Source organism: Mariniphaga anaerophila (assembly GCF_900129025.1).
In the GTDB taxonomy this organism is placed as follows: domain Bacteria; phylum Bacteroidota; class Bacteroidia; order Bacteroidales; family Prolixibacteraceae; genus Mariniphaga; species Mariniphaga anaerophila.
Map to the genome: position 1 here is coordinate 316496 of NZ_FQUM01000001.1, position 19999 is coordinate 336494.

At 38.0% G+C, this 19999-nt stretch carries 15 protein-coding genes; 3 read left to right on the plus strand and 12 right to left on the minus strand.

Features of this window, described 5'->3' with window-relative positions:
- Positions 1 to 103: 103 nt before the first annotated feature.
- Both ftcD and hutI read right to left on the minus strand, forming a co-directional pair.
- Positions 104 to 1795 carry a glutamate formimidoyltransferase gene (ftcD, locus tag BUB08_RS01190; protein ID WP_072998175.1) on the minus strand — a complete coding sequence of 564 codons (1692 nt, stop codon included), beginning with the start codon at positions 1793 to 1795 and terminating at the stop codon, positions 104 to 106.
- A gap of 105 nt (positions 1796 to 1900) precedes the next feature.
- Positions 1901 to 3154, minus strand: coding sequence for an imidazolonepropionase (gene hutI, locus BUB08_RS01195; protein WP_072998176.1), 1254 nt, complete (start codon positions 3152 to 3154; stop codon positions 1901 to 1903).
- Positions 3155 to 3306: 152 nt separating this feature from the next.
- On the opposite strand from hutI, the gene BUB08_RS01200 reads away from it, so the two are divergent.
- On the plus strand, positions 3307 to 4902 hold the full coding sequence (locus BUB08_RS01200; RefSeq protein WP_217651525.1) for a YfcC family protein: 1596 nt from the start codon (positions 3307 to 3309) through the stop codon (positions 4900 to 4902).
- 59 nt (positions 4903 to 4961) lie between these two features.
- Here BUB08_RS01200 and BUB08_RS01205 read toward each other — a convergent pair whose 3' ends face one another.
- Positions 4962 to 5132: a 4Fe-4S binding protein gene (locus tag BUB08_RS01205; protein ID WP_072998177.1), complete on the minus strand. Its 171-nt coding sequence runs from the start codon at positions 5130 to 5132 to the stop codon at positions 4962 to 4964.
- A gap of 197 nt (positions 5133 to 5329) precedes the next feature.
- Between BUB08_RS01205 and zupT the strand changes: the two genes are divergently transcribed.
- Complete coding sequence (gene zupT, locus BUB08_RS01210) at positions 5330 to 6154, plus strand: zinc transporter ZupT (RefSeq protein WP_072998179.1); 825 nt, start codon at positions 5330 to 5332, stop codon at positions 6152 to 6154.
- Here zupT and nth read toward each other — a convergent pair.
- Complete coding sequence (gene nth, locus BUB08_RS01215; protein WP_072998180.1) at positions 6137 to 6784, minus strand: endonuclease III; 648 nt, start codon at positions 6782 to 6784, stop codon at positions 6137 to 6139. The genes zupT and nth overlap by 18 nt on opposite strands.
- Positions 6785 to 6995: 211 nt before the next feature.
- Between nth and BUB08_RS01220 the strand changes: the two genes are divergently transcribed.
- A complete protein-coding gene (locus BUB08_RS01220) occupies positions 6996 to 8882 on the plus strand; it encodes an ABC-F family ATP-binding cassette domain-containing protein (protein WP_072998181.1) in 1887 nt (628 codons plus the stop codon).
- Between the two features lie 175 nt (positions 8883 to 9057).
- Here the strand turns inward: BUB08_RS01220 and BUB08_RS01225 are convergent, their stop codons facing one another.
- From BUB08_RS01225 to BUB08_RS01265, 8 genes are all read right to left on the minus strand, one after another.
- Positions 9058 to 9810, minus strand: a complete 753-nt coding sequence (locus BUB08_RS01225; RefSeq protein ID WP_072998183.1) for an SdpI family protein — start codon at positions 9808 to 9810, stop codon at positions 9058 to 9060.
- A 32-nt stretch (positions 9811 to 9842) separates the two neighbouring features.
- Positions 9843 to 10448 (minus strand): tetratricopeptide repeat protein, encoded by a 606-nt coding sequence (locus tag BUB08_RS01230; RefSeq protein ID WP_072998184.1) that lies wholly within the window; start codon positions 10446 to 10448, stop codon positions 9843 to 9845.
- 6 nt (positions 10449 to 10454) lie between these two features.
- Positions 10455 to 11189, minus strand: coding sequence for a hypothetical protein (locus BUB08_RS01235; RefSeq protein WP_072998185.1), 735 nt, complete (start codon positions 11187 to 11189; stop codon positions 10455 to 10457).
- An 11-nt stretch (positions 11190 to 11200) separates the two neighbouring features.
- Positions 11201 to 12394, minus strand: coding sequence for an SPFH domain-containing protein (locus BUB08_RS01240; RefSeq protein WP_072998186.1), 1194 nt, complete (start codon positions 12392 to 12394; stop codon positions 11201 to 11203).
- An 873-nt stretch (positions 12395 to 13267) separates the two neighbouring features.
- Positions 13268 to 15148 carry a mucoidy inhibitor MuiA family protein gene (locus tag BUB08_RS01250; RefSeq protein WP_072998189.1) on the minus strand — a complete coding sequence of 627 codons (1881 nt, stop codon included), beginning with the start codon at positions 15146 to 15148 and terminating at the stop codon, positions 13268 to 13270.
- 472 nt (positions 15149 to 15620) lie between these two features.
- Positions 15621 to 17456, minus strand: coding sequence for a peptidase U32 family protein (locus BUB08_RS01255; RefSeq protein ID WP_072998191.1), 1836 nt, complete (start codon positions 17454 to 17456; stop codon positions 15621 to 15623).
- Between the two features lie 34 nt (positions 17457 to 17490).
- A complete protein-coding gene (locus BUB08_RS01260) occupies positions 17491 to 18198 on the minus strand; it encodes an RluA family pseudouridine synthase (RefSeq protein WP_072998192.1) in 708 nt (235 codons plus the stop codon).
- Positions 18199 to 18876: 678 nt separating this feature from the next.
- The gene (locus tag BUB08_RS01265; RefSeq protein WP_072998194.1) at positions 18877 to 19962 is read right to left on the minus strand and encodes a DUF4855 domain-containing protein; all 1086 of its coding nucleotides are present in this window, start codon (positions 19960 to 19962) and stop codon (positions 18877 to 18879) included.
- Positions 19963 to 19999: the final 37 nt, after the last annotated feature.

The following is a 19999-nucleotide window of genomic DNA, read 5'->3' on the forward strand; positions in this document are numbered from 1 at the left end:
CTGCGTTTTAAAGAGCTCGAATTCTGAGTTTTTTAAAACGCAGTTCTTTTTTTGCAAAAGCTTTTTCAATCCGATTAGAATGGATTAGAAAGCCGATTCTTTCCTAAATTTTGCCTTCAACAATTTTCAGAATCTCCGACTCTTTTTTCCGGGCAGAAGAAGCAAGTTTTTCAGCCTTTTGCAATACCAGTTCAAGAAACTTTTTATCGTCACAACCCGAAGCATTTATTTTAACATTCAGATAAGCTCCTTCAACTGCCGTGCGGGCACAAAGTGCACCAACACCGGCATCTGAAACAGAGTTCGGATTTCCAATTTCTGCCATCGTGTGCATTACCTCCAGCGAATCGTGAGCCAGCTGCATAACTTCCAACGGTACTTCAATGGCATTTTTTGTTGCCTGCTGAATTGCCTCTCGGCGTTCTGCTTTTTCCTTTTCGGTTGATTTTGGCAACCCGAATGCTGCCATAATTTTGTTAAATGCTTCAGTGTCTTCGTCCACACATTTCAACAGTGCCTGGTGATACTTTTTGCCTTTTCCCGCCCAAACGGAAAACTCATCCCAGCGGTGGTCCCAACCGCGTTTGTGTGCAGAAAGATTGGCAACCATTGTTCCCAACGCAGCACCAAACGCTCCCACTGCCGCCGACACAGAACCTCCCCCGGGTGCCGGAGATTCAGATGCAGTATTTTGCACAAATTCCTCTAAAGTATTATTTACCAATTTCTTTTCGCTTCCTTCAGCAATAAGGTACTCAATAATTTTTTTCTTCGGGTTAAACGGGCGCAACTCATCCAATCCCATTGATTTAACTGCTATTTTTATAATTTCTTCGTCGGAAATGCCGGTTGATCGCTTCTGTTTACGCAAAAAATATTTTCCTGCTTCGAGCATCGCTTGTAACGGAATTAGCCCCACTAATTCAGAACCGGTAACTCTGAGTCCCCGCTCGCGAGCCTTGTTTCGCACTTCGTCGAACGCCACATACACAGGAGTTACCGAAATATCGGTAAGGTTCATTGAAATTTGTGCAATTCCGTATTCTTCAATGTACCAGCCAATGGCACGAGTTTTTTTCAATGTTCCCGGAATACGCACCGGATGGCCATTTTCGTCGGTCACTATTTTTCCGGTTACCGGGTCTCCTTCTCTTTTTACCCGGCCGGCTTCGCGCACGTCAAAAGCAATGGCATTTGCTCTGCGCGTGGAAGTGGTATTCAGATTTACATTGTACGCCACCAGGAAATTGCGGGCGCCAATTGTCGTTGCCCCTGTTTTTGCAATGCTTTCCGACCAGACTGCCGGGCCAAAATCGGGCTTCCATCTTTCTGATGTTATTTTTTCTTTCAGTCCTTCATATTCACCCGAGCGGCAGTTAGCCAAGCTTCTTCGTTCTTCAACAAAAGCAGCATTTTCGTAACAATATACCGGAATGGACAACTCATCTCCCACCCGTTTTGCCAGTTTGCGCGCAAATTCAGTAGCTTCTTCCATCGAAATATCAGATACCGGCACAAGAGGACAAACATCTGTAGCGCCATAACGCGGATGTTCTCCGTGGTGCTTGCTCATGTCAATTACCTGCGCAGCTTTTTCTATTCCCCTGAAAGCAGCTTCAACAACAGCTTCGGGCTCTCCCACGAAAGTAACAACAGTCCTGTTGGTTGCTTTTCCCGGATCGACATCCAAAAGCTTTATTCCATCAACACTTTCAATAGCGTCTGTTATCTCTTTTATAACTTCAGGATTCTGACCTTCCGAAAAATTCGGCACGCATTCTAGTATTCTTTTCATTTCAGACTACATTTATAAATACGGCAACGCAAACATTGCGCTGCCATTTTTCGCAGTCAAAATTAAAAATCTGTTGCCAAAAAGCACATGATTTAATTCACAGAATTAATGCTCCTGCACTTCGCCGTTAAGAATAACTGTTTCTACCAGGTTGGAACCGAAAGAATAAGGCAGATATTCTATTCCCGGCACTTCGGATGTAATAAAAAGGTTGGCAATTTTACCGCGGGCAATACTTCCCAGCCTGTCACTAATCCCCATGGCATAAGCCGAATTTATGGTGGTAGCATTGATCACCTCTTCAGGCATCATTTTGTAATTAATACATCCCAGCGAAGAAATAAAATTCATGTTCCCACTGGGCGACGAGCCTGGATTATAATCGGATGCCAAGGCCACCGGAAGCCCTGCTTCAATCATTTCGCGCACCGGAGACAACCTCATTCCCAGGAAGAAAGCAGCTCCGGGCAAAACAGTAGGCATGGTTTCCGTATCCTTCAGGCATTCAATTTCATTCACGCCCATGTGTTCGAGATGATCAACAGACAGCGCATGGTATTTTACGCCAACCTGAACACCACCGGTTAACCCCAGCTCATTGGCATGAATTTTCGGACGCAACCCGTATTTAATTCCGGCCATCAAAATGCGCTCGGTATCTTCTACCGAAAAGAAGCCTTTATCGCAAAAAACATCAATAAAATCGGCCAATTCTTCTGCTGCAACCTGCGGAATCATTTCATTGATAATTACATCTACATAACCGGAAGGGTTGTTTTTATATTCGGCAGGAATGGCGTGAGCGCCCAAAAAAGTAGAACGAATGCACACCGGTGCAGTTTCTTTAATCCACCTTATTATTTTGAGCATGCGGATTTCTTCCTTGGTGCTTAGTCCGTATCCGCTTTTAATTTCTACTGCTCCGGTACCGGTTTTTATGATCTCCATAACCCGGCTCATTGCATCGTAATACAACTCTTCATCAGAAGTTTTCTGCAAAATTTTCGACGAATTAAGTATTCCGCCTCCCCGCCGCGCAATTTCTTCGTACGACAGCCCGCGAACACGGTCGACAAACTCTTTTTCGCGTGGCGCCGGAAAGACCAAATGTGTGTGTGAATCACAATACGATGGATAAACCAATCGGTCTCTACAATCTATTTCAATCAAAAAATCATCATCTCTGTATACGTCTTTCAGATGGCTCATTGTGCCGAAATCCTGGATAACCTCGTCCCTGATTATCAAAAAAGCATCTTTAATGGTATTCAACTTTGCCATTTGCTTTCCGGATCTGAATAAAACCGGATCGTCCTCCACCTGAACCAGCTCTTTTATATTTTCGAGAAGTAATTTCATTTTTATGATTTTAGCGTCTTTAAGATACAAATTAGTTGTGAAAAAATATGGTTGTCATACTTTGAAAACGAGAAAACTTTTTTCATAACCCAGTCTTTTTTAATAACTACAAGAAAAAGGTTTTATTATTTTCGGCTTTAAAATAGAAAAACATGTTGAAAAAAGTACCTCACACCTATGTCATAATTTTTTTATTGATTGTGTTTTGTGCAATGTGCACGTGGTTTATTCCGGGCGGAGAGTTTGAACGTGAACTGGTTAACGTAAATAACGTGGAGCGGGAAGTTATTAAGCCGGGATCTTTTAAATATATTGAGAGCCACGACCAAACCTGGCAGGTATTTTCAGCTTTTTTTGACGGTTTTATAAATACGGCAAATATTATTGCATTTATTTTAATGATAGGCGGGGCTTTCTGGATTCTGAACGAAAGTAAAGCCATCGACATTGGAATTTATTCGTTTCTGAAGTTCTCAGAGAAATGGAAACGCTCAAAGTTAATAAGAAAACTGGGAGTAAACAATATCATTTTAACCGGAATAATGTCAATTTTCAGTCTTTTTGGCGCTGTTTTCGGCATGAGTGAAGAGACCATCGCGTTCACCATAATTTTTGTACCGCTGGCTATTTCAATGGGTTACGATTCAATAGTCGGGGTTTCGTTATGTTTTGTTGCCGCCGCACTGGGATTTGCCGGAGCCTTCCTCAATCCGTTTACCGTTGGCATTGCGCAGGGGCTTTCCAATATCCCGCTGTTTTCGGGCATTGAATATCGCCTCATTATGTGGCTCATAATAAATGCAGTCGGGTTCACCTTCATTTTACGATATGCTGCAAAAATTCATAAAAACCCGAAAAAATCATTGGTTTACGAAGAAGATGCATACTGGCGTAATCGTAACAAAAACAGCAATACGAATTTTGTTCCATCGGTTACCCGGGGCGCCTGGGTAGCTTTTATTCTTCTCTCGGTGTTTCTGATTCTTTTTTCTGTTTACTATTTCGAAAGCAGCCTAAAAATAGGAAATAAGGAGATTGTTTTTCCGGCTGTTCCGGTTGCAACATTGTTGTTTATTGGTGCAGGATTCCTCACATTACGCAAGTCATTTCACTATTTTATTCTCAACCTGTTAACTTTTACCATTGTGTTTCTGATTATTGGCGTAATGGGATACGGCTGGTACGTAATGGAAATAGCCACTCTGTTTCTGGCTTTAGGTATTTTTTCAGGAATTGCATCGGGAAAAACAGCCAACGAAATTACCAAGTTGTTTATTGAAGGCGCAAAGGATATTCTCTCCGCCGCTATGGTGGTTGGGCTTGCCGGCGGAATTGTTGTCATCCTCGAAAATGGACGAATCATCGACACCATTCTTTTTTATGTTTCGCAAACCATGGAAGATTTAGGCAAAGTAGGCTCTGTTAGCGTCATGTATGTGATCCAGACCTTCCTGAATATTTTCATCCCCTCCGGCTCGGGAAAAGCGGCACTTACAATGCCTATGATGTCTCAATTTTCAGATTTAATCGGCATTTCGAGGCAGGCCACGGTAGTTGCCTTTCAGTTAGGCGACGGCTTTACAAACCTTATTACTCCCACTTCAGGGGTGTTAATTGGTGTTTTGGGAATTGCCCGCATTCCTTACGAAAAATGGGTAAAATGGGTGGCTCCGTTTATTGTAATTCTGGGCGTTTTGGGCTTTTTACTATTGCTACCCACCGTATTGCTCGATCTTAACGGATTTTAAGACATAAAAAAACCTGACTCAAAAGAGTCAGGCCTTCTAATTTTTTTATGTCGTCCGGATTATTCGTCTATTGAAATAGCTTCTACCGGGCAAACTTCTGCACATGAACCACAGTCGGTGCAAAGGTCGGGGTCAATTACGTAAATATCACCTTCAGAAATCGCATCTACCGGGCATTCATCAATACAAGTACCACATGCAATACACTCATCAGAAATTTTATATGCCATAGCTATGAACTTTAAAGTTTAACAAGTATGGCACAAAAGTACAAAGTTTGATAAAATATCAAAGAACATGAATAATATATTTGCAACTGACGCGCAAACATTTACATAAAAACATAATAATCAAACGATTACCATATTAAATTAAACAAAAAAACAAAAGTAATCTACTTTTTATTACTTTTGGAAGCAAAAATTAAATGGATGTTTCTAACATAACCTACGCGTTACTGCTGACAGCATTTGCAGGACTTTCTACCGGAATAGGAAGTGCAATTGCATTTATGGCTCGAAAAACAAACACCAAGCTGCTAACGGTTTCTCTGGGATTTTCTGCCGGTGTTATGATTTATATTTCTTTTGTTGAGATATTTGCAGAGGCCAAGCACAGTTTCATAAGTGATTTTGGCGAATTCTCCGGCACTTTATATACCATCGCTGCATTTTTTGCCGGGATTCTGATAATTGCTCTCATTGATAAAATTATTCCATCGTTCGAAAACCCGCATGAAATGCGGCCACTGGAAGATATGGCCACTCAGAGCCGGAAGAAGCCCAAGAAAAATCTATTTCGCACGGGAATATTTACTGCGTTGGTGGTTGCTATTCATAATTTTCCGGAAGGAATTGCCACATTTATGACCGCATTAAACGATCCTGCCGTTGGGATTGCCATTGCCATAGCCATTGCTATTCACAATATTCCGGAAGGAATTGCGGTTTCAGTACCCATTTTTTATGCAACCGGAAACCGAAAAAAAGCCTTTTTCTACTCATTTTTGTCGGGATTAGCAGAACCTGTAGGAGCAGTTCTGGCCTATTTTTTACTGATGCCATTTATAAGTGCCGGCGATTCTGATGTTATTGTTTCCAGCACAATGGCGGCGGTTGCCGGAATTATGGTATTTATTTCGCTGGACGAACTACTCCCCTCTGCCGAAGAATACGGAGAACACCACCTGGCAATTTACGGATTGGTTGGAGGCATGGCAGTAATGGCAGTGAGTTTACTTTTGCTCACCTGATTTCAGGTAATATTTGCAAACAGAAGTCAGTCCGCACTTTTCACATTTTGGTTTGCGTGCCAGACAGGTGTACCGACCATGCAAAATCAGCCAGTGATGTGCTTTAGGCACTATTTCCTCGGGAATATATTTCATCAGTTGCATTTCGGTAGCCAACGGAGTTTTGGCATTTGTTGTCAGACCAATTCGGGCAGACACCCTGAATACATGCGTATCAACCGCCATAGCAGGTTTATTGTATACAACCGAAGCAATTACATTGGCTGTTTTCCGTCCTACTCCCGGCAGTTTTTGCAGGTCATCAATATCTTCCGGAACCTGGCCGTTAAAAAGCTCTACCAGCTTCTGCGCCATTCCTACCAGGTGCTTTGCTTTATTATTGGGGTACGAACAACTCCTTATGTATTCAAAAACTTCGGCAGGTTCTGCCAATGCCATTTTTTCGGGAGTCGGATATCTTTTCAATAGATCGGGAGTAATCTGATTCACCCTTTTATCGGTACACTGTGCAGAAAGTATTACGGCAACAATAAGCTGAAACGGATTTTCATAATCCAGTTCGGTTTCGGCCACCGGCATTGTTGTTTCAAAATATTGTATGACTTTCTCAAAGAGTTCTTTTTTGCGCATTATATCACTATATTTTTCTCAAAATAACTCATTTTTTTAATGAATTGTGTAACAAAACCAGATTTAATGGGTCGTATAAACAGAATCGATGCACAAGTCTATTTTCTCCCCATGATTAAATAGTTTCGAGTTAGTAAATTAAACAGACCTGGAAAAGCCGGCCGACACCGGCTTTTCATTTGCATTTGCTATTTTTGCCAAAATTTTATTCATGAGACCATTTATTCAGGCTGAAAATCTTTCGAAACGCTGGGGAGAGCTTATGCTTTTCGAAAACATTTCGTTTACCGTTTTCGAAGAACAAAAAGTAGCGCTTATTGCCCGAAACGGAACAGGAAAATCAACACTGTTGGATTTGCTGGCCGGAAAAGACACCCCCGACGAAGGAGTAATTACCATTACCAACGATATTAAAGTAGGGTATTTCGAACAGGTTCCGCAATTAAACCCCGAGCACAGTGTTTTGGAAGAGGTGTTTGACACTGACAACGAGAAACTGCGTGCGGTAAAACAATTCGAACTGGCTGTGGCACAAAATAACCAGCAAAAAATTGCCGAAATATCCGTAAAAATGGACGAACTGAATGCGTGGGATGCCGAAGTTGAAATAAAGCAAGTGCTCACTCAGCTCAAAATAGTAGATTTGGAGCAACAGGTAGGGCAGTTGTCCGGAGGGCAACAAAAAAGGCTGGCACTGGCAAAAGTACTGATGCAGAAACCTGATTTGCTGATTCTTGATGAACCAACCAACCACCTCGATCTGGAAATGATTGAATGGCTGGAAACTTACCTGGAAAAGACAAAGTCAACTTTACTAATGGTTACTCACGACCGCTATTTTCTTGACCGCGTATGCACCGAGATTATAGAAATGGAAGACAACCAGATTTACCGTTACCAGGGGAATTACTCCTATTTTCTGCAAAAAAGAGACGAGCGAATAGAGATGCAGCAAGCATCGGTTGCCAAAGCAAAAAACCTGCTTCGCACCGAACAGGAATGGATGCGGCGTATGCCCAAAGCCCGTGGTCACAAGGCAAAATACAGAGTCGACTCTTTTGAGGAAATCAAAGAGAAAGCCAGCCGGAGACTGGGAGAAGAAAGCGTTGAACTGAGCGTAAAATCTGCCCGGCTTGGAAAAAAGATTGTTGAAATTGAAAATCTGTCTAAATCGTTTCCGGGAGTTAAATTGATCAATAACTTTTCTTATAAATTCTCGCGATACGAAAAAGTGGGCATTGTTGGAAAAAACGGAACCGGGAAAAGTACTTTCCTGAACCTGATTACCGGCGCCATGCAACCGGATGCCGGTAAAATAAAAATTGGACAAACCATAAAATTCGGATACTACAGGCAGGAAGGTATTAATTTCGACCCGCAGGAACGGGTAATTGATGCGGTGAATAAAATTGCAGAATTCATTATTTTCGAAGACGGTTCGCGCATGACCAGTTCCCAACTGCTAACCCGTTTTCTTTTTCCGCCCGACACGCAATACAATTATATTGAAAAGCTGAGCGGTGGCGAGCAGCGCAGACTCTACCTGTGTACCGTTTTAATGCAAAATCCGAATTTTCTGATTCTGGATGAGCCTACCAACGATTTGGATATTCTGACACTAAATGTTCTGGAAGATTATCTGAAGGCTTTTGAAGGATGTGTTGTGGTAGTTTCGCACGACCGGTTTTTCATGGATAAAATTGTAGATCATCTTTTTGTTTTTGACGGGAATGGAACTGTTACCGACTTCCCTGGAAATTACACCATTTACAGAAACGAAGAGGAAGAAAAACTTAGGTTAGAATCTGCCAAAAGTCCGGCAAAAACTACCGACAAAAAACAAAAGGCAGAAGAAGCAGAAAACAGCCGGAATTCCAAAACAAAAAAGCGACTTTCGTTTAACGAAAAACGGGAATTCGAACAGCTTGAAAAAGATATTCCGGAACTGGAAAAACAGGTTGCAGAACTGGAAAAATCGATGAATTCAGGAACACTGCCGCACGATGAATTGTATGAAAAATCGCTCGAATTAGAAAAAGTAAAAACGCTGCTCGACGAGAAAGAATTTCGGTGGCTGGAGCTGAGCGAGCTGGGGTGAAAAAGGAATAGTGTATTCAGTTGACTCAGAAATTGGCCCCACTATTTTGCCTGTTATTGTTGTATTATTGCTAGTCAGTCAAATGAAAGATGGCGTAAGTATGCTTATTGGCAGGTTGTGGCCGAGAAAAAAGCCGTGTGCAACCTGCCAATGTGTATGACCGTATTACGTCGAATTAAGCTTTCTTTTGCCGAAGCATTGTCCGAATTGATTGAACTGCTTTATCAACGCGAGATGACATTTCAGAACTTGTTTTTAAGGTTGAGTCATTTGTAATAACAGAAACTTCATCACCAGCTAATTTTAGAATAAACTGTTGTGCCTCTTCCAATCTCTGTCCATCTTTTAATGTATAAGCACTTGAAGCTGTTGCTGTTTTTACTGAAACAACATCCTTGTAAAAGAATTCATTCGTTGATTCATTAATTGATGTATTTTTAAGCCAGTTGTAATCACACTCATAACTGCCAAGAAAATTTTCAGTGAATAAGAAAATTTGAATTTTCCAAACAGAATATCTAAAAAACCCATCGTTTCCTTTTCTTCTTTTAACATCGTCAATATCGAAACCGCTAACCCGCCAAAATTGAGGGCCAGGAATTACAAGAGATTCTGCAACTAAATCTTCCTTATCTACACCAACCTTATCAAGAGCATCTTTCTCAATAATTGATTTAGTGTCTTCCCAAAACCATTCATCCATTTGAGAATCAGCAGGACGAGCCTCATAACGTTTTTTAGCTTTAAAAAACTTTAAAATAGGTATCACTGCAATTAGCAAACCAACAATTATCAATACTGGTGTAACTGTAGATTTTTCAATTACAGCACCAACAACAATGGCAACTATTCCTAACAGGAACAATTTCACACGAAATTTTGGTTTCGGTGCATCAAAATACTCTTGAATTTGTTGTTTTTTATCCATTTTGTACAGATTTAATAGTTATAAAAAATTAATTAATTTTGAATTATTGATAGCAACTGATCATCTCTGATAATTACATTTTTAACAAGAACATCTAGTTCGTCTGGCTCTTTCTCTGCAGTTTGAGCATCAGAAATCAACTCATTATAATTCGGCTGTGGTACTTTAAGCCCATTGCAAGCATAATAATCATAATTTATAATTGCAGCTAAATAAAAGTACTTCTCTTTATCATCAAGCTGCATTGCAGTATTCAGGTACTCTTCAATTCTCCTAATATCCTTAAGGTTCATAGACTTTGGGCGTTTCCCCCTTATTAAGGATAAAGCGTAGTAATAGTAAACGTCTGCTTCGTCAGGGAGTTGAGTAATTGCAGCTTCAAAATTTTTGATAGCCAAATCATAAAGCTTTAAGTTTAGATAAAACATCCCCAAAGCAAATAAAGCTTCACCATCACTTGGATCTTCTTTAACCTGAGCTTTAAAATAATTGGCAATCTTTTTCGCTTGTTTTTCTTCAACATTCAGTGGATGGCTGTTTGAAACTATAATATTTTCACTCTGACAATAAATACATGTTGTATTGTCTGGCGAAAGATTAGCTCCACAACCATTACATTGTAAAATTTCTACTTTCATATAACATTAGTTTAATGAATTAATATAAAATATGGTGTCGTTAACAATTTCAGTTATCTCTGTTTGAATTGCTTTGCCATCAGATTCAACTTTTTTTAGCTCATCCAAATTATTCTCTATTGCACTTAAAGAATCGTTAATTTTCGAGTATGAGTTATTGTTTTCAATAATTTTGGGATTGCCAAATTGAATTTTATTGGTCAGTTTACTAATAATTGAATCATGTTCAGATTCAAATGATTCAGAAATGCCTTTTTTCGATAATTCAGATTTGTACTTGCTTTCTAAATATTTAAGCTTTTGAACTAAAGTTGACTGGGAAGCAAAAACGTTTTCGGCCTTTTCATTTTCGACAACTACATTGTTGTTTAGTTTTAATGTAAAACCAGTTGCAATCACCCCGAATAAGGTACCAACAACAATTACGGAGTAATACCACTTTACTGAAATAAGGAAAAGCAGGAATAAGTTAAAAATAAGAATGACTGCAATTCCAAAAATCAGGTAAAAGAACAAGATTGAACCTAATACAGAATAGGTTGAACCAAGAACTTTCTTACTACTAAATCTTGTAATGTAAATAAATCCGTAGAAAAGTAGTTCAAGAAAAATTGTGTAGCCAAGATTAAATGCAAATAAGGTCGTTCTGCTTTCTGCCTTCGACCAATATAGAAATAGGAAAACAGTAACTGCAATTGTGCATAACAGCAGTATTAATGAGATATTTATCTTCCGTTTCATATGCCAAATATTTAAGGGTGAGGAAATGGCGGTGGTGGTGGAGTTGAAGTACCAAACAAGTGCTTAATTTCAGGCAAATTCTCAGCTTTGTCCCATTGTGCCATACCTTCTTTCCAAACAAAAGTTTCTTTAGTAATTTGACCATTTTGGACATATGATTTTAGCTGTTCCAAATTAAATGGACCTTCTTGCTTGTTATTTACTAAAACAAAAATTGCAGAAACAGGTGGAGGAGGTGGTGTTGCGTGTAGTTGATTCTGACCAGTATTTAACTGGCTGCCCATATTCCCCATTTGATTTCCCATTGCGCCGCCAATGCCAAATCCCATTCCGAGCCCCATTCCTGCCCCCATTAGATTTCCAGAATTGCCTTCATTTTGGGCAGCAGAATCCATAACATCAAACGAACGTTCTTGCTGATAAGTGTATCCTTCGATATCTCGTTGTAATTTATTGGCTTGAGCTTGGTTAATTTGTTCAACCTGTGGATGATCTTCAGGATAATTAATTGATTCAGCGTAAAAATTGGTAATTAGTATTCCATATTTTTCGAATTCTTCACTTATCCTTTCTTTACAGGTTTTAGAAATATCGTCAACATGAGCTGGAATATCTACGACCGAAACTTTTCGTTGAACGATATATTTCGAGATTGTATCGGTTACTTTTGTAATAATCAGCGAGGTAAAGTATTGCTGAATTGTTTGGATGTCAGCAGTATGCAATGTCCCAACAATTTGCGTCATAAAACTTCTTGCCTCACTTATTTGAATCCCATATTCTCCATAAGCGCGAACAGGAATAATAAACCCATAAAGAGGGTCTCTCAAACGCATTGGCGTTTTTGTTCCCCATTTTAAATCTCTTTTAACGGTTTTATTAATGTACCAGACTTCTGCTGAAAAAGGAGTCTTGCTGCCAAAGGGCAAATTAATCAGTTTTTGGAGTAATGGAATATTCGCAGTCGAAATGGTATGAGTTCCAGGTCCAAATGAGTCCAAAGCTTTTCCACCTTTGTAAAAAATCGCTTCTTGACTTTCGTTTACAATTAATTGAGCTCCAATAGTCAGGTTATCATAAGGAAACTTCCAGACTAATTCATCCTCTGGTCCATCATATTTTATTCGGTCAATTACCCCTTTTCGGGAATTATCAGTACCGTCAAATGTTCGACCATCCGTTCGATTTCTGTTAAATAGGCCCATAGTTATTAATATTTATGATTAAATAATAGTTTGTGTGGTTCTAAGAAAAGGGGAAAAACAAATGTGTCGCAATTTTGTATTGGCTTTTGGCGCTGACAATTTGCAACTCTTGTGTTTGTGCGTTAGCTTTTTCTAGGTTCATTCTCATTATAATATGTTTAGTAACGGCTGAATGAATGTTTACAGAGCTAATTCCGAAAAGATTGTCCGTCTGAAGGACGAAGAAAATCGAAACGAAAATCCACGGCTGGCAAAATGCCAACCCCGCCATGAAACATTGTTACAACTCGTTTTTGTTTTTATTTCTTATCTATTTTGTCGAGTTTTAAAAGGTCGTTTTGGGTTATTTCTCTCAGTCATTCACTTTTTACTATTGTCTTTTCCTTGTCATACTGATTTGTAGGAAAAGCCGATGTGTGGTCGTTTTCATTCATTAGTTGTCTGTCGATTTTTGGACCAAATTTATTCATTTTTCAAACAATCTGGGAACCAATAATCAATGTTTTTTCTACTATTTTCAATGCTTCGCTTCCTCAAATACATTTCATTTGTTTTTGAGGAATAATATTTTCTGCTTCGCTCTTTTCTTTGTTTTCTTCTTTTCCACTCAAAACCTGGTTAACTGTCAAAAAATACGTTGTTTATGTTTTGACTTTTTCTTTTCTGCCTTCGCTTTTATCTTGTTGAAATAGATTTTTATTGATTAATAGGCACCTCTTTAAAATGCGCTGGGAACAGTTATTATAAATGTTGCGTAAGCAGGTCAAACGAGAGTCTTATTACCCGCTCGAAACCGAAGCAGGCACGAGATTAACCTGTATCGAATCTGCACAAACCAAGACGTGCCTTACAACACATTTTATACATTGTTTTCTATTCTATGGTCAAGTCCCTTGATTTCGGATATTTCACTGAATATTTCAAATCAAAGTCCTTTTTCTCCATTGGTTTTAACGCAAACTCCCACCTAACTTCTCCACTTTCTTTGTTTAGCTTACCGCCAGATACATTTTGAATGGTTACTTCAATTTCTTCGAGTTTTGACACGGGAGCTTGGTCAAGTACGACCATATTAATCTCTTGGCTTTTGTTATTTCTAATGGTTGTTTTCCAAGATTTTGATTCTTCTTTCTTTGAACCAATAAATTGTCTGGTTTCAAAATCCTTTTCTTTTTCCCGGTTAACAATTACATTTTTGTCTTTACCTAACGAAAGCTGCAAAGTGTCTGATGCAAACCGAACATCTAAAAGTGATTTTCCAACAAACGTTCCTTCGAAAAAAATATTGGCTTCACCTTCCAGCAAGTTAAATTTTTCCCAGTCAGTTATATTTGCAATTAAGTAAGCTTCTTTTTCAATTTTGGGTACTGAATAATATTGGAAGAATGCAGGTACCTGATATACTACCATGTCAACCGAATAGTTTTTATTGTCTGAATTGACTGAATATGGAGTTGAAATTTTAAAATTTATAGACGTTTGATTTTCCGTTTTTTCAAAAGGAATTGCAATACTTTCTACATCTCTGCTTCTAGTTTTATTTACTGAAACTCCTGCTACTCTGCTTTGAAGTGGTTTTGATATTTCAGCGTCGTTCTGAATGCCATAACCAACCACAACAGTTTCTTGCAATGCTGCATCATCTTCAAACATTTTTACATTAATTACAGAACTTGTGATTGGTAAAGTTTGAGTTTTAAAACCAATAAATGAGAAAGTTAAATAACCAGCATTGTTTGGGAGTGTAATTGAATAATTTCCGTTCATATCTGTGACGGCACCAATTGTTGTTTCTGGAACCATTACCGTAGCACCTGGCAATGGATTATTCTCCTGATCTAAAACCCGACCACTGACAGAATTTATTGATTTATTGTAAATCGGCGGCAAACTGTAGTAGTCGAGATAATAAGTCTTAAGTTCCGGAGCAACTCCCGATGAATTTGGATTTGAAGAGGAAAAACTAAGTTTTACATTTTTCCAATCAACTTTAGTGTCTTGCCGTAAATTTGCTTTATAAATAATCTCTACGGGGTCATTTATTGTATTTGCACGAATATCATATGTTGGATACCACCCTGCGTTGTCAACAATGTACGATAATTCGAAAGACGGATTTGTTTTAATTTTACTTTGAACCTTTACTAAAATTTCACCCGAAGCAAATTCTTTCTTGCTTGTTAATGTATTTAATTGGTTTTGAAGTTCGTTCTTTTGTTTTCTTAATTTTTCTAAAGCATTGTTTCTTTCTATTTCTTTGAGTTTTAATGCAGTCAGTTTGGTGCTATAGAATTCAGAAGCGTCTTTGAGTGTCGAAATATTTAATTCATTGTTTTTACCACCAATAACCCTATTGTCATTTAAAAAAGTCAGTTCATCTTTTAAAATCGAAAGGTAGGTTTCTTCTAATTTGATTTGATCGTTTAGGTCATCAAGTTTTTCTTCAATTTTTTTTACTTCTTCAGATTTTTCGAGTTTATCAATAAAGTTTTGCTGATGATTTACTGCCAAAACAGTCACCTCTCCACTCGCTTTAACCTGAATACTTTTTGCGTCAATGAAAGGAGAAAGATTTATAAATTTTAAAATTGTGATTCCAGAGTTAACGTCAACCGTTTTTTGTCGTGTAACTTGTGCTTTGTCAATAAAAACAGTTACTTCATTAACTTCTGTTTTGATTTCTTTTTCTACAATTTCTTGTGCAAATAAGTTGCTGAAAATTAGGCTTAATAGTAAAATAGTTATTGCTTTCATAATATATTCATTTTCATAGGATACAAAAATCTCATAAATATCTTTATTAAAGTTCTGACTAACATCAGAAAATACAATTGTGGTTCACGAGTTACCTAATTCAATTTCGTCAGGTTTTATGTCAAATTTAGCCATTTGTTTTAAATTCTTTTAGCTATTCCCATCTTTCTTTTTTTTGGGTCGAAGGGCAGGTATTCTTTAGGTGTATTACACCGTACTTTTTTGACCAGCAGTGTCTAAATAATTCCGACTAGCATAAAAATTAGTCATTGATTTACAACTGTTTCGTTAGTCAATTTTGTTATTCCCTGACTCATTCCTGCTGTCCCTTATACGTTAGCGACAGGATTAATAATCCGCTTTTACTTATACACATTATTGCGCATTCTTTTTTATTGTTTTTAATATTCTGACATACTAAAACTATTGATAGAATTATTTGAAGTAACCGAACCAACAACATCTAGCAATTTCAGCTTTTATTTTCAAGCCTTATAGTCATAAAACAATTTTTACAATCAAATTGCAGTAAATATTTTCTGTTTTTGTCCTCGAGATAAAGCGGTTCCGAAGGTGTGTTCCTAGCTCCTTGAAATCGTTCACAAAAACCTAACTCGTACTTTAAACAGTAACGCGAAGTCATTAATAGCTGGTTCTCTTTTGCTGAGCTTACTTCAACAGCCTTTTCCTGCTTTTCTACGCCATGTTCCTGATAAAACTGCCCGGCCTTTTTATTTGAAATATTCTCAGAGAAATCAACCTCCTTTTTGGGAAAATCAATCATTTTCGGCTGACGATCTGTATCTTTTCGCGCAAAAGCTGCTGTTCTGGCAGCCATGTGCTTCTCAAACAGGATTCTCCTTATTTCATTCAATTCAGAAATACGGAAAAAATAGCTCGTTTTGCATTTGTTTATCACTTCAGTGACGTTAAACATCGAACTACCCGATTTAGAAAGCTGTGAAATTAGATTTCTCTCAGCTAATTCAGGGTCTTTGGCCGTTTCAGGCAATTGCTCAACAATGTAACTCGAAGTTAGTTTATCTTCATCGGTTAATTCAAAGTGCAGGTTGTTATCCTTTTCCGACACACGGATGCTGGCAGTTACTTTGCGAATAGATTTATCTGATTCCAGCAATTTAATGAAGTCATGATCATAATTGCGATAAAGAACTGTTCCGGAGGAAAAATTTGAAGTGTCGGCTATAAAAACCTTGTTATCAACAACTTTTTCAATTCTAAATCCAATTAGCTCATTGTTCAAAATAAAACACATTCCATCGCCATTGTTTACTTTATCATTAGCATTCAATGTAATGTAACCTGAACCGACTGTGTCAACCGTTCCAATCTTTTTGCCTATCGATTTAGGTGAATAAGTGTTTATCAGATTTTTTGATCGTCCAAACAAAAAATAATTTGTGCTTTGCCTGTTGAAGCTCCTTTCAGGATCGGGTTCAAAATTTATCTCCGTGTTTCCTGAAGATGATCTAACATATTGCGGTTCGGATTTAAAAATATCATTAAGTTTTTTTCTGTAATAACTTACCACATTCTTGATATAGTTGATATCTTTTAACCTTCCCTCAATTTTCAGGCTTGTTATCCCGGCATGAATCAATTCTGATAAATTACTGCTTAGGTTTAGGTCTTTCAGCGAAAGCAGATGGCTATTAAGGATTATTCTTTTTCCATTACCATCAACTAAATTGTATGAATGTCTGCAAGCCTGAGTACACATTCCTCTGTTTGCACTTCTTCCGGTTGTTACCTCACTAAAGTAACACTGGCCACTGAGGCTAACGCATAATGCCCCATGAACAAAATATTCCAGATCGATTTTTGTCGCAGCTCTAATCTTTTGCAACTCCGCGAGTGATAACTCACGCGCCAGAACTATCCGGTCAAAACCAAGCTGATCGAAAAAGCAGATGCGTTCAGTTGAAAAATTATTGGTTTGTGTGCTGGCATGAAGAGGAATGGGAGGAATATTCATTTTTAAAATGCCCATATCCTGAATAATTAAGGCATCGGCTCCTGCGTTGTAAATCTGATGAATTAGTTTCTCTGCCTCTTCTAATTCGTTGTTATAAAGGATAGTATTTAATGTAACATAAACTTTCGCCTTGTACTTATGTGCAAACTGAACCAAGGACTCAATATCAGCTAAAGAATTTGAAGCTGCTGCTCTCGCTCCAAAACGACTGGCTCCAATATATACTGCATCGGCTCCATAGTTTATTGCAGCCTTTCCCAATTCAAGGTTCCGTGCCGGAGCTAAAAGTTCTATTTCTGTTCTGTTTTTCAATCAGAATTTTTTTGAGTTATTCTTTACTACATCCCTATTCATTAACCAACGTTTTAATGTATGAAGGAATCTCTGCTTTAAAAATCATCTCTTTATGGGTATAGGGATGTAAAATTTTAAGCGATGCAGAATGCAATGCTAATCTTTTTGCCGATTTATCTTTTTCTCCATAGATTTTATCGCCCACAACAGGATGTCCAATTTCCGAAAAATGAACACGAATTTGGTTTTTTCGTCCTGTAAATAAGGTTATTTCCAGCAGACTGTATTTTTCCGATTCTTTAAGGACCTTATAGCCGGTTTTTGATAACTTTCCCATTTCCGGGTTAGTGACAGAATACATTCTAAAACTGCTGTTCTCGGCTAAATAGGAAGTAATGGTACCATTCTTTTCCTGAAGAATACCATGCACAACGGCGAAATATTTTTTATTGAAATTCGCCCAATTATCCTGTAAATAACGTTTTGCTTTTTCGTTTTTTGCAAAAACCAACAATCCCGAGGTATCTCTGTCAAGTCTGTGAACTATAAAAATCCGTTCTCTCGATCGGGGATTTCCTTTTCTCACATAATCATTCAGCATGAAATAAGCGGTGTTCTCTTTCTCACGGCCTGTTCCCATGGTTAATAAACCAGCGGCTTTGTCAACAACAATAATATCCTTATCTTCATAAAGAATGGTCATTCCCCTTGGCTGGTGTTTTACAGTTTTATTGGGGTAAGATGTTTTTTTTTCGTGCATCTAATGTTACCGATTTTTGTACAAAAATAAACTGTTTTCAACATTTTTCTTTTTCAAGAAAATAATTTATAAAGCAAGCGTCTCTTAGTACTAATAAATCAGTATTAGCACCAAGTTCGGCCAACCAATTACACTTCTGCCAATCAAATACTTAATCTTTCGTATTAGTATCTAATTTATAATTCTACCAATTATTTTAAATTATGATTAACGGTTATTTTATCGTCTTAGTTTCTTTCGCTAGCTTAAAAAATAAAAAGAGTTTCTACGAGAATGGTTTCCAGTGGAAAATTGCAAGTTGTCGTTGCGGGAATCAGAGGTGGCACCCTGCCCCGAATTCCGCAATGCAATTTACCAGATGATTGCATTAGTTGTTTAATATTATTTACAGATTTGTAATCTACCCACTTATATCGGATTATTTTTAGCTGGACCCTTTTCTTTTAAAAACATGACACAGCCATAACAAAAAATGCCGGAAAAATTCCGGCAGTTTATGACATAGTGCTAAAAAAACCGCCTCACAAACTTGTTATGAGACGGCCTTTTCTTTATACATATTACAAAACTAGTACTTCAGCTTTTTTCCAATTTTATTTGTCCATTTACATCAAAGTCTCACTATGTAATAGTTTACACACATGAGAAAACACTATTGGTTTCAAATACGTGACAGTACTACTCAGCCCGGGTATTTGCAAAATCCATCTTTTGCCTTTTTGCAATTATTTTTGCCAACTGAAGGTAAAGCTCATTGTCTTCCGGATCGTTGGAGTGATGCAGTTTGAAAAATGAATCTCCTCCTTGGTAATAGGCCACTTCCATTTTATCCCAAACATCGTATTGGTCAAACACACGGATATAGTCTTTCATACGATACCCCCAACCATGTTTAGCTAAAGCTCGATCATCAAATTCCATCTCCATGCTCATACCATATTTCATAGCATTTTCACATGCTTCTTCTATTTGAGAAATAGGTCTGTCTTCTTTAAAAAAGTAATTCGGCTGATAAAAGGCCTGATCGAAGCCAAGTTCTTGCCATTCGTTATATCCATCTGAATTGAAATAAGGTATCCAGTACAACTTATAACCACGTTCATTTGTGTATTCGGCAACGTGCTTCACCAAATCCCGGCTGTTGGTAGCCTCTTCGGCAACCCAATAGAACCCTGCTAACTCAAGATTTTCAGGGTCTGCTTTTTTAAATGATGCAATGGCATAATCGATGACCCATTTACATGCTTCTAAGCGGTCTTCCTTCTTCGAAAAATTCATGGGTTCACCTTTTATTTCACCCCAATCAGTTTGATTTGGAATTGGTTCGGGAACAGTAAGCACTATTTTACGTTTAAAGGGCATCTTTGCAGCAGAACTCTCTAAAACTTCCGAAATCTGCTTATCTAAAGCCATAACTGCATTATCTTCAAGAAAGTAATTATCTATCAATCCTTTCCATTCTACTTTTCTTGCTGCCGAGTCTTGATAATACGATGCAAATCCTCTACCCTTTCCATCATGAATCTCTAGAAACAAAAATCCATCGAATAACCAGTCTACACTTCCATCTTCATTCTCAAGAGAAACATATGGCGCAAAATGGTCTTTGTTCCATTTTATACTTCGGTGTGCTCCCCCGTCGTATATCAGAACCATATCGCGTATAGCCTGATCTTGTTTTGGAGTGCATGAATAAAAAGAAGCCCCTGCCATAAGTAAGAAAAAAGACAGGAAGAGTTTATACGTAATTTTAAATTTTAACATATCGATATATTATGTTTATATGATTATTGTAATGATT

Bases quoted from the DNA above. Each gene is read 5' to 3' on its own strand.
- ftcD (WP_072998175.1), bottom strand. From the start codon at position 1,795: ATGAAAAGAATACTAGAATGCGTGCCGAATTTTTCGGAAGGTCAGAAT.
- hutI (WP_072998176.1), bottom strand. From the start codon at position 3,154: ATGAAATTACTTCTCGAAAATATAAAAGAGCTGGTTCAGGTGGAGGAC.
- BUB08_RS01200 (WP_217651525.1), top strand. From the start codon at position 3,307: ATGTTGAAAAAAGTACCTCACACCTATGTCATAATTTTTTTATTGATT.
- BUB08_RS01205 (WP_072998177.1), bottom strand. From the start codon at position 5,132: ATGGCATATAAAATTTCTGATGAGTGTATTGCATGTGGTACTTGTATT.
- zupT (WP_072998179.1), top strand. From the start codon at position 5,330: ATGGATGTTTCTAACATAACCTACGCGTTACTGCTGACAGCATTTGCA.
- nth (WP_072998180.1), bottom strand. From the start codon at position 6,784: ATGCGCAAAAAAGAACTCTTTGAGAAAGTCATACAATATTTTGAAACA.
- BUB08_RS01220 (WP_072998181.1), top strand. From the start codon at position 6,996: ATGAGACCATTTATTCAGGCTGAAAATCTTTCGAAACGCTGGGGAGAG.
- BUB08_RS01225 (WP_072998183.1), bottom strand. From the start codon at position 9,810: ATGGATAAAAAACAACAAATTCAAGAGTATTTTGATGCACCGAAACCA.
- BUB08_RS01230 (WP_072998184.1), bottom strand. From the start codon at position 10,448: ATGAAAGTAGAAATTTTACAATGTAATGGTTGTGGAGCTAATCTTTCG.
- BUB08_RS01235 (WP_072998185.1), bottom strand. From the start codon at position 11,189: ATGAAACGGAAGATAAATATCTCATTAATACTGCTGTTATGCACAATT.
- BUB08_RS01240 (WP_072998186.1), bottom strand. From the start codon at position 12,394: ATGGGCCTATTTAACAGAAATCGAACGGATGGTCGAACATTTGACGGT.
- BUB08_RS01250 (WP_072998189.1), bottom strand. From the start codon at position 15,148: ATGAAAGCAATAACTATTTTACTATTAAGCCTAATTTTCAGCAACTTA.
- BUB08_RS01260 (WP_072998192.1), bottom strand. From the start codon at position 18,198: ATGCACGAAAAAAAAACATCTTACCCCAATAAAACTGTAAAACACCAG.
- BUB08_RS01265 (WP_072998194.1), bottom strand. From the start codon at position 19,962: ATGTTAAAATTTAAAATTACGTATAAACTCTTCCTGTCTTTTTTCTTA.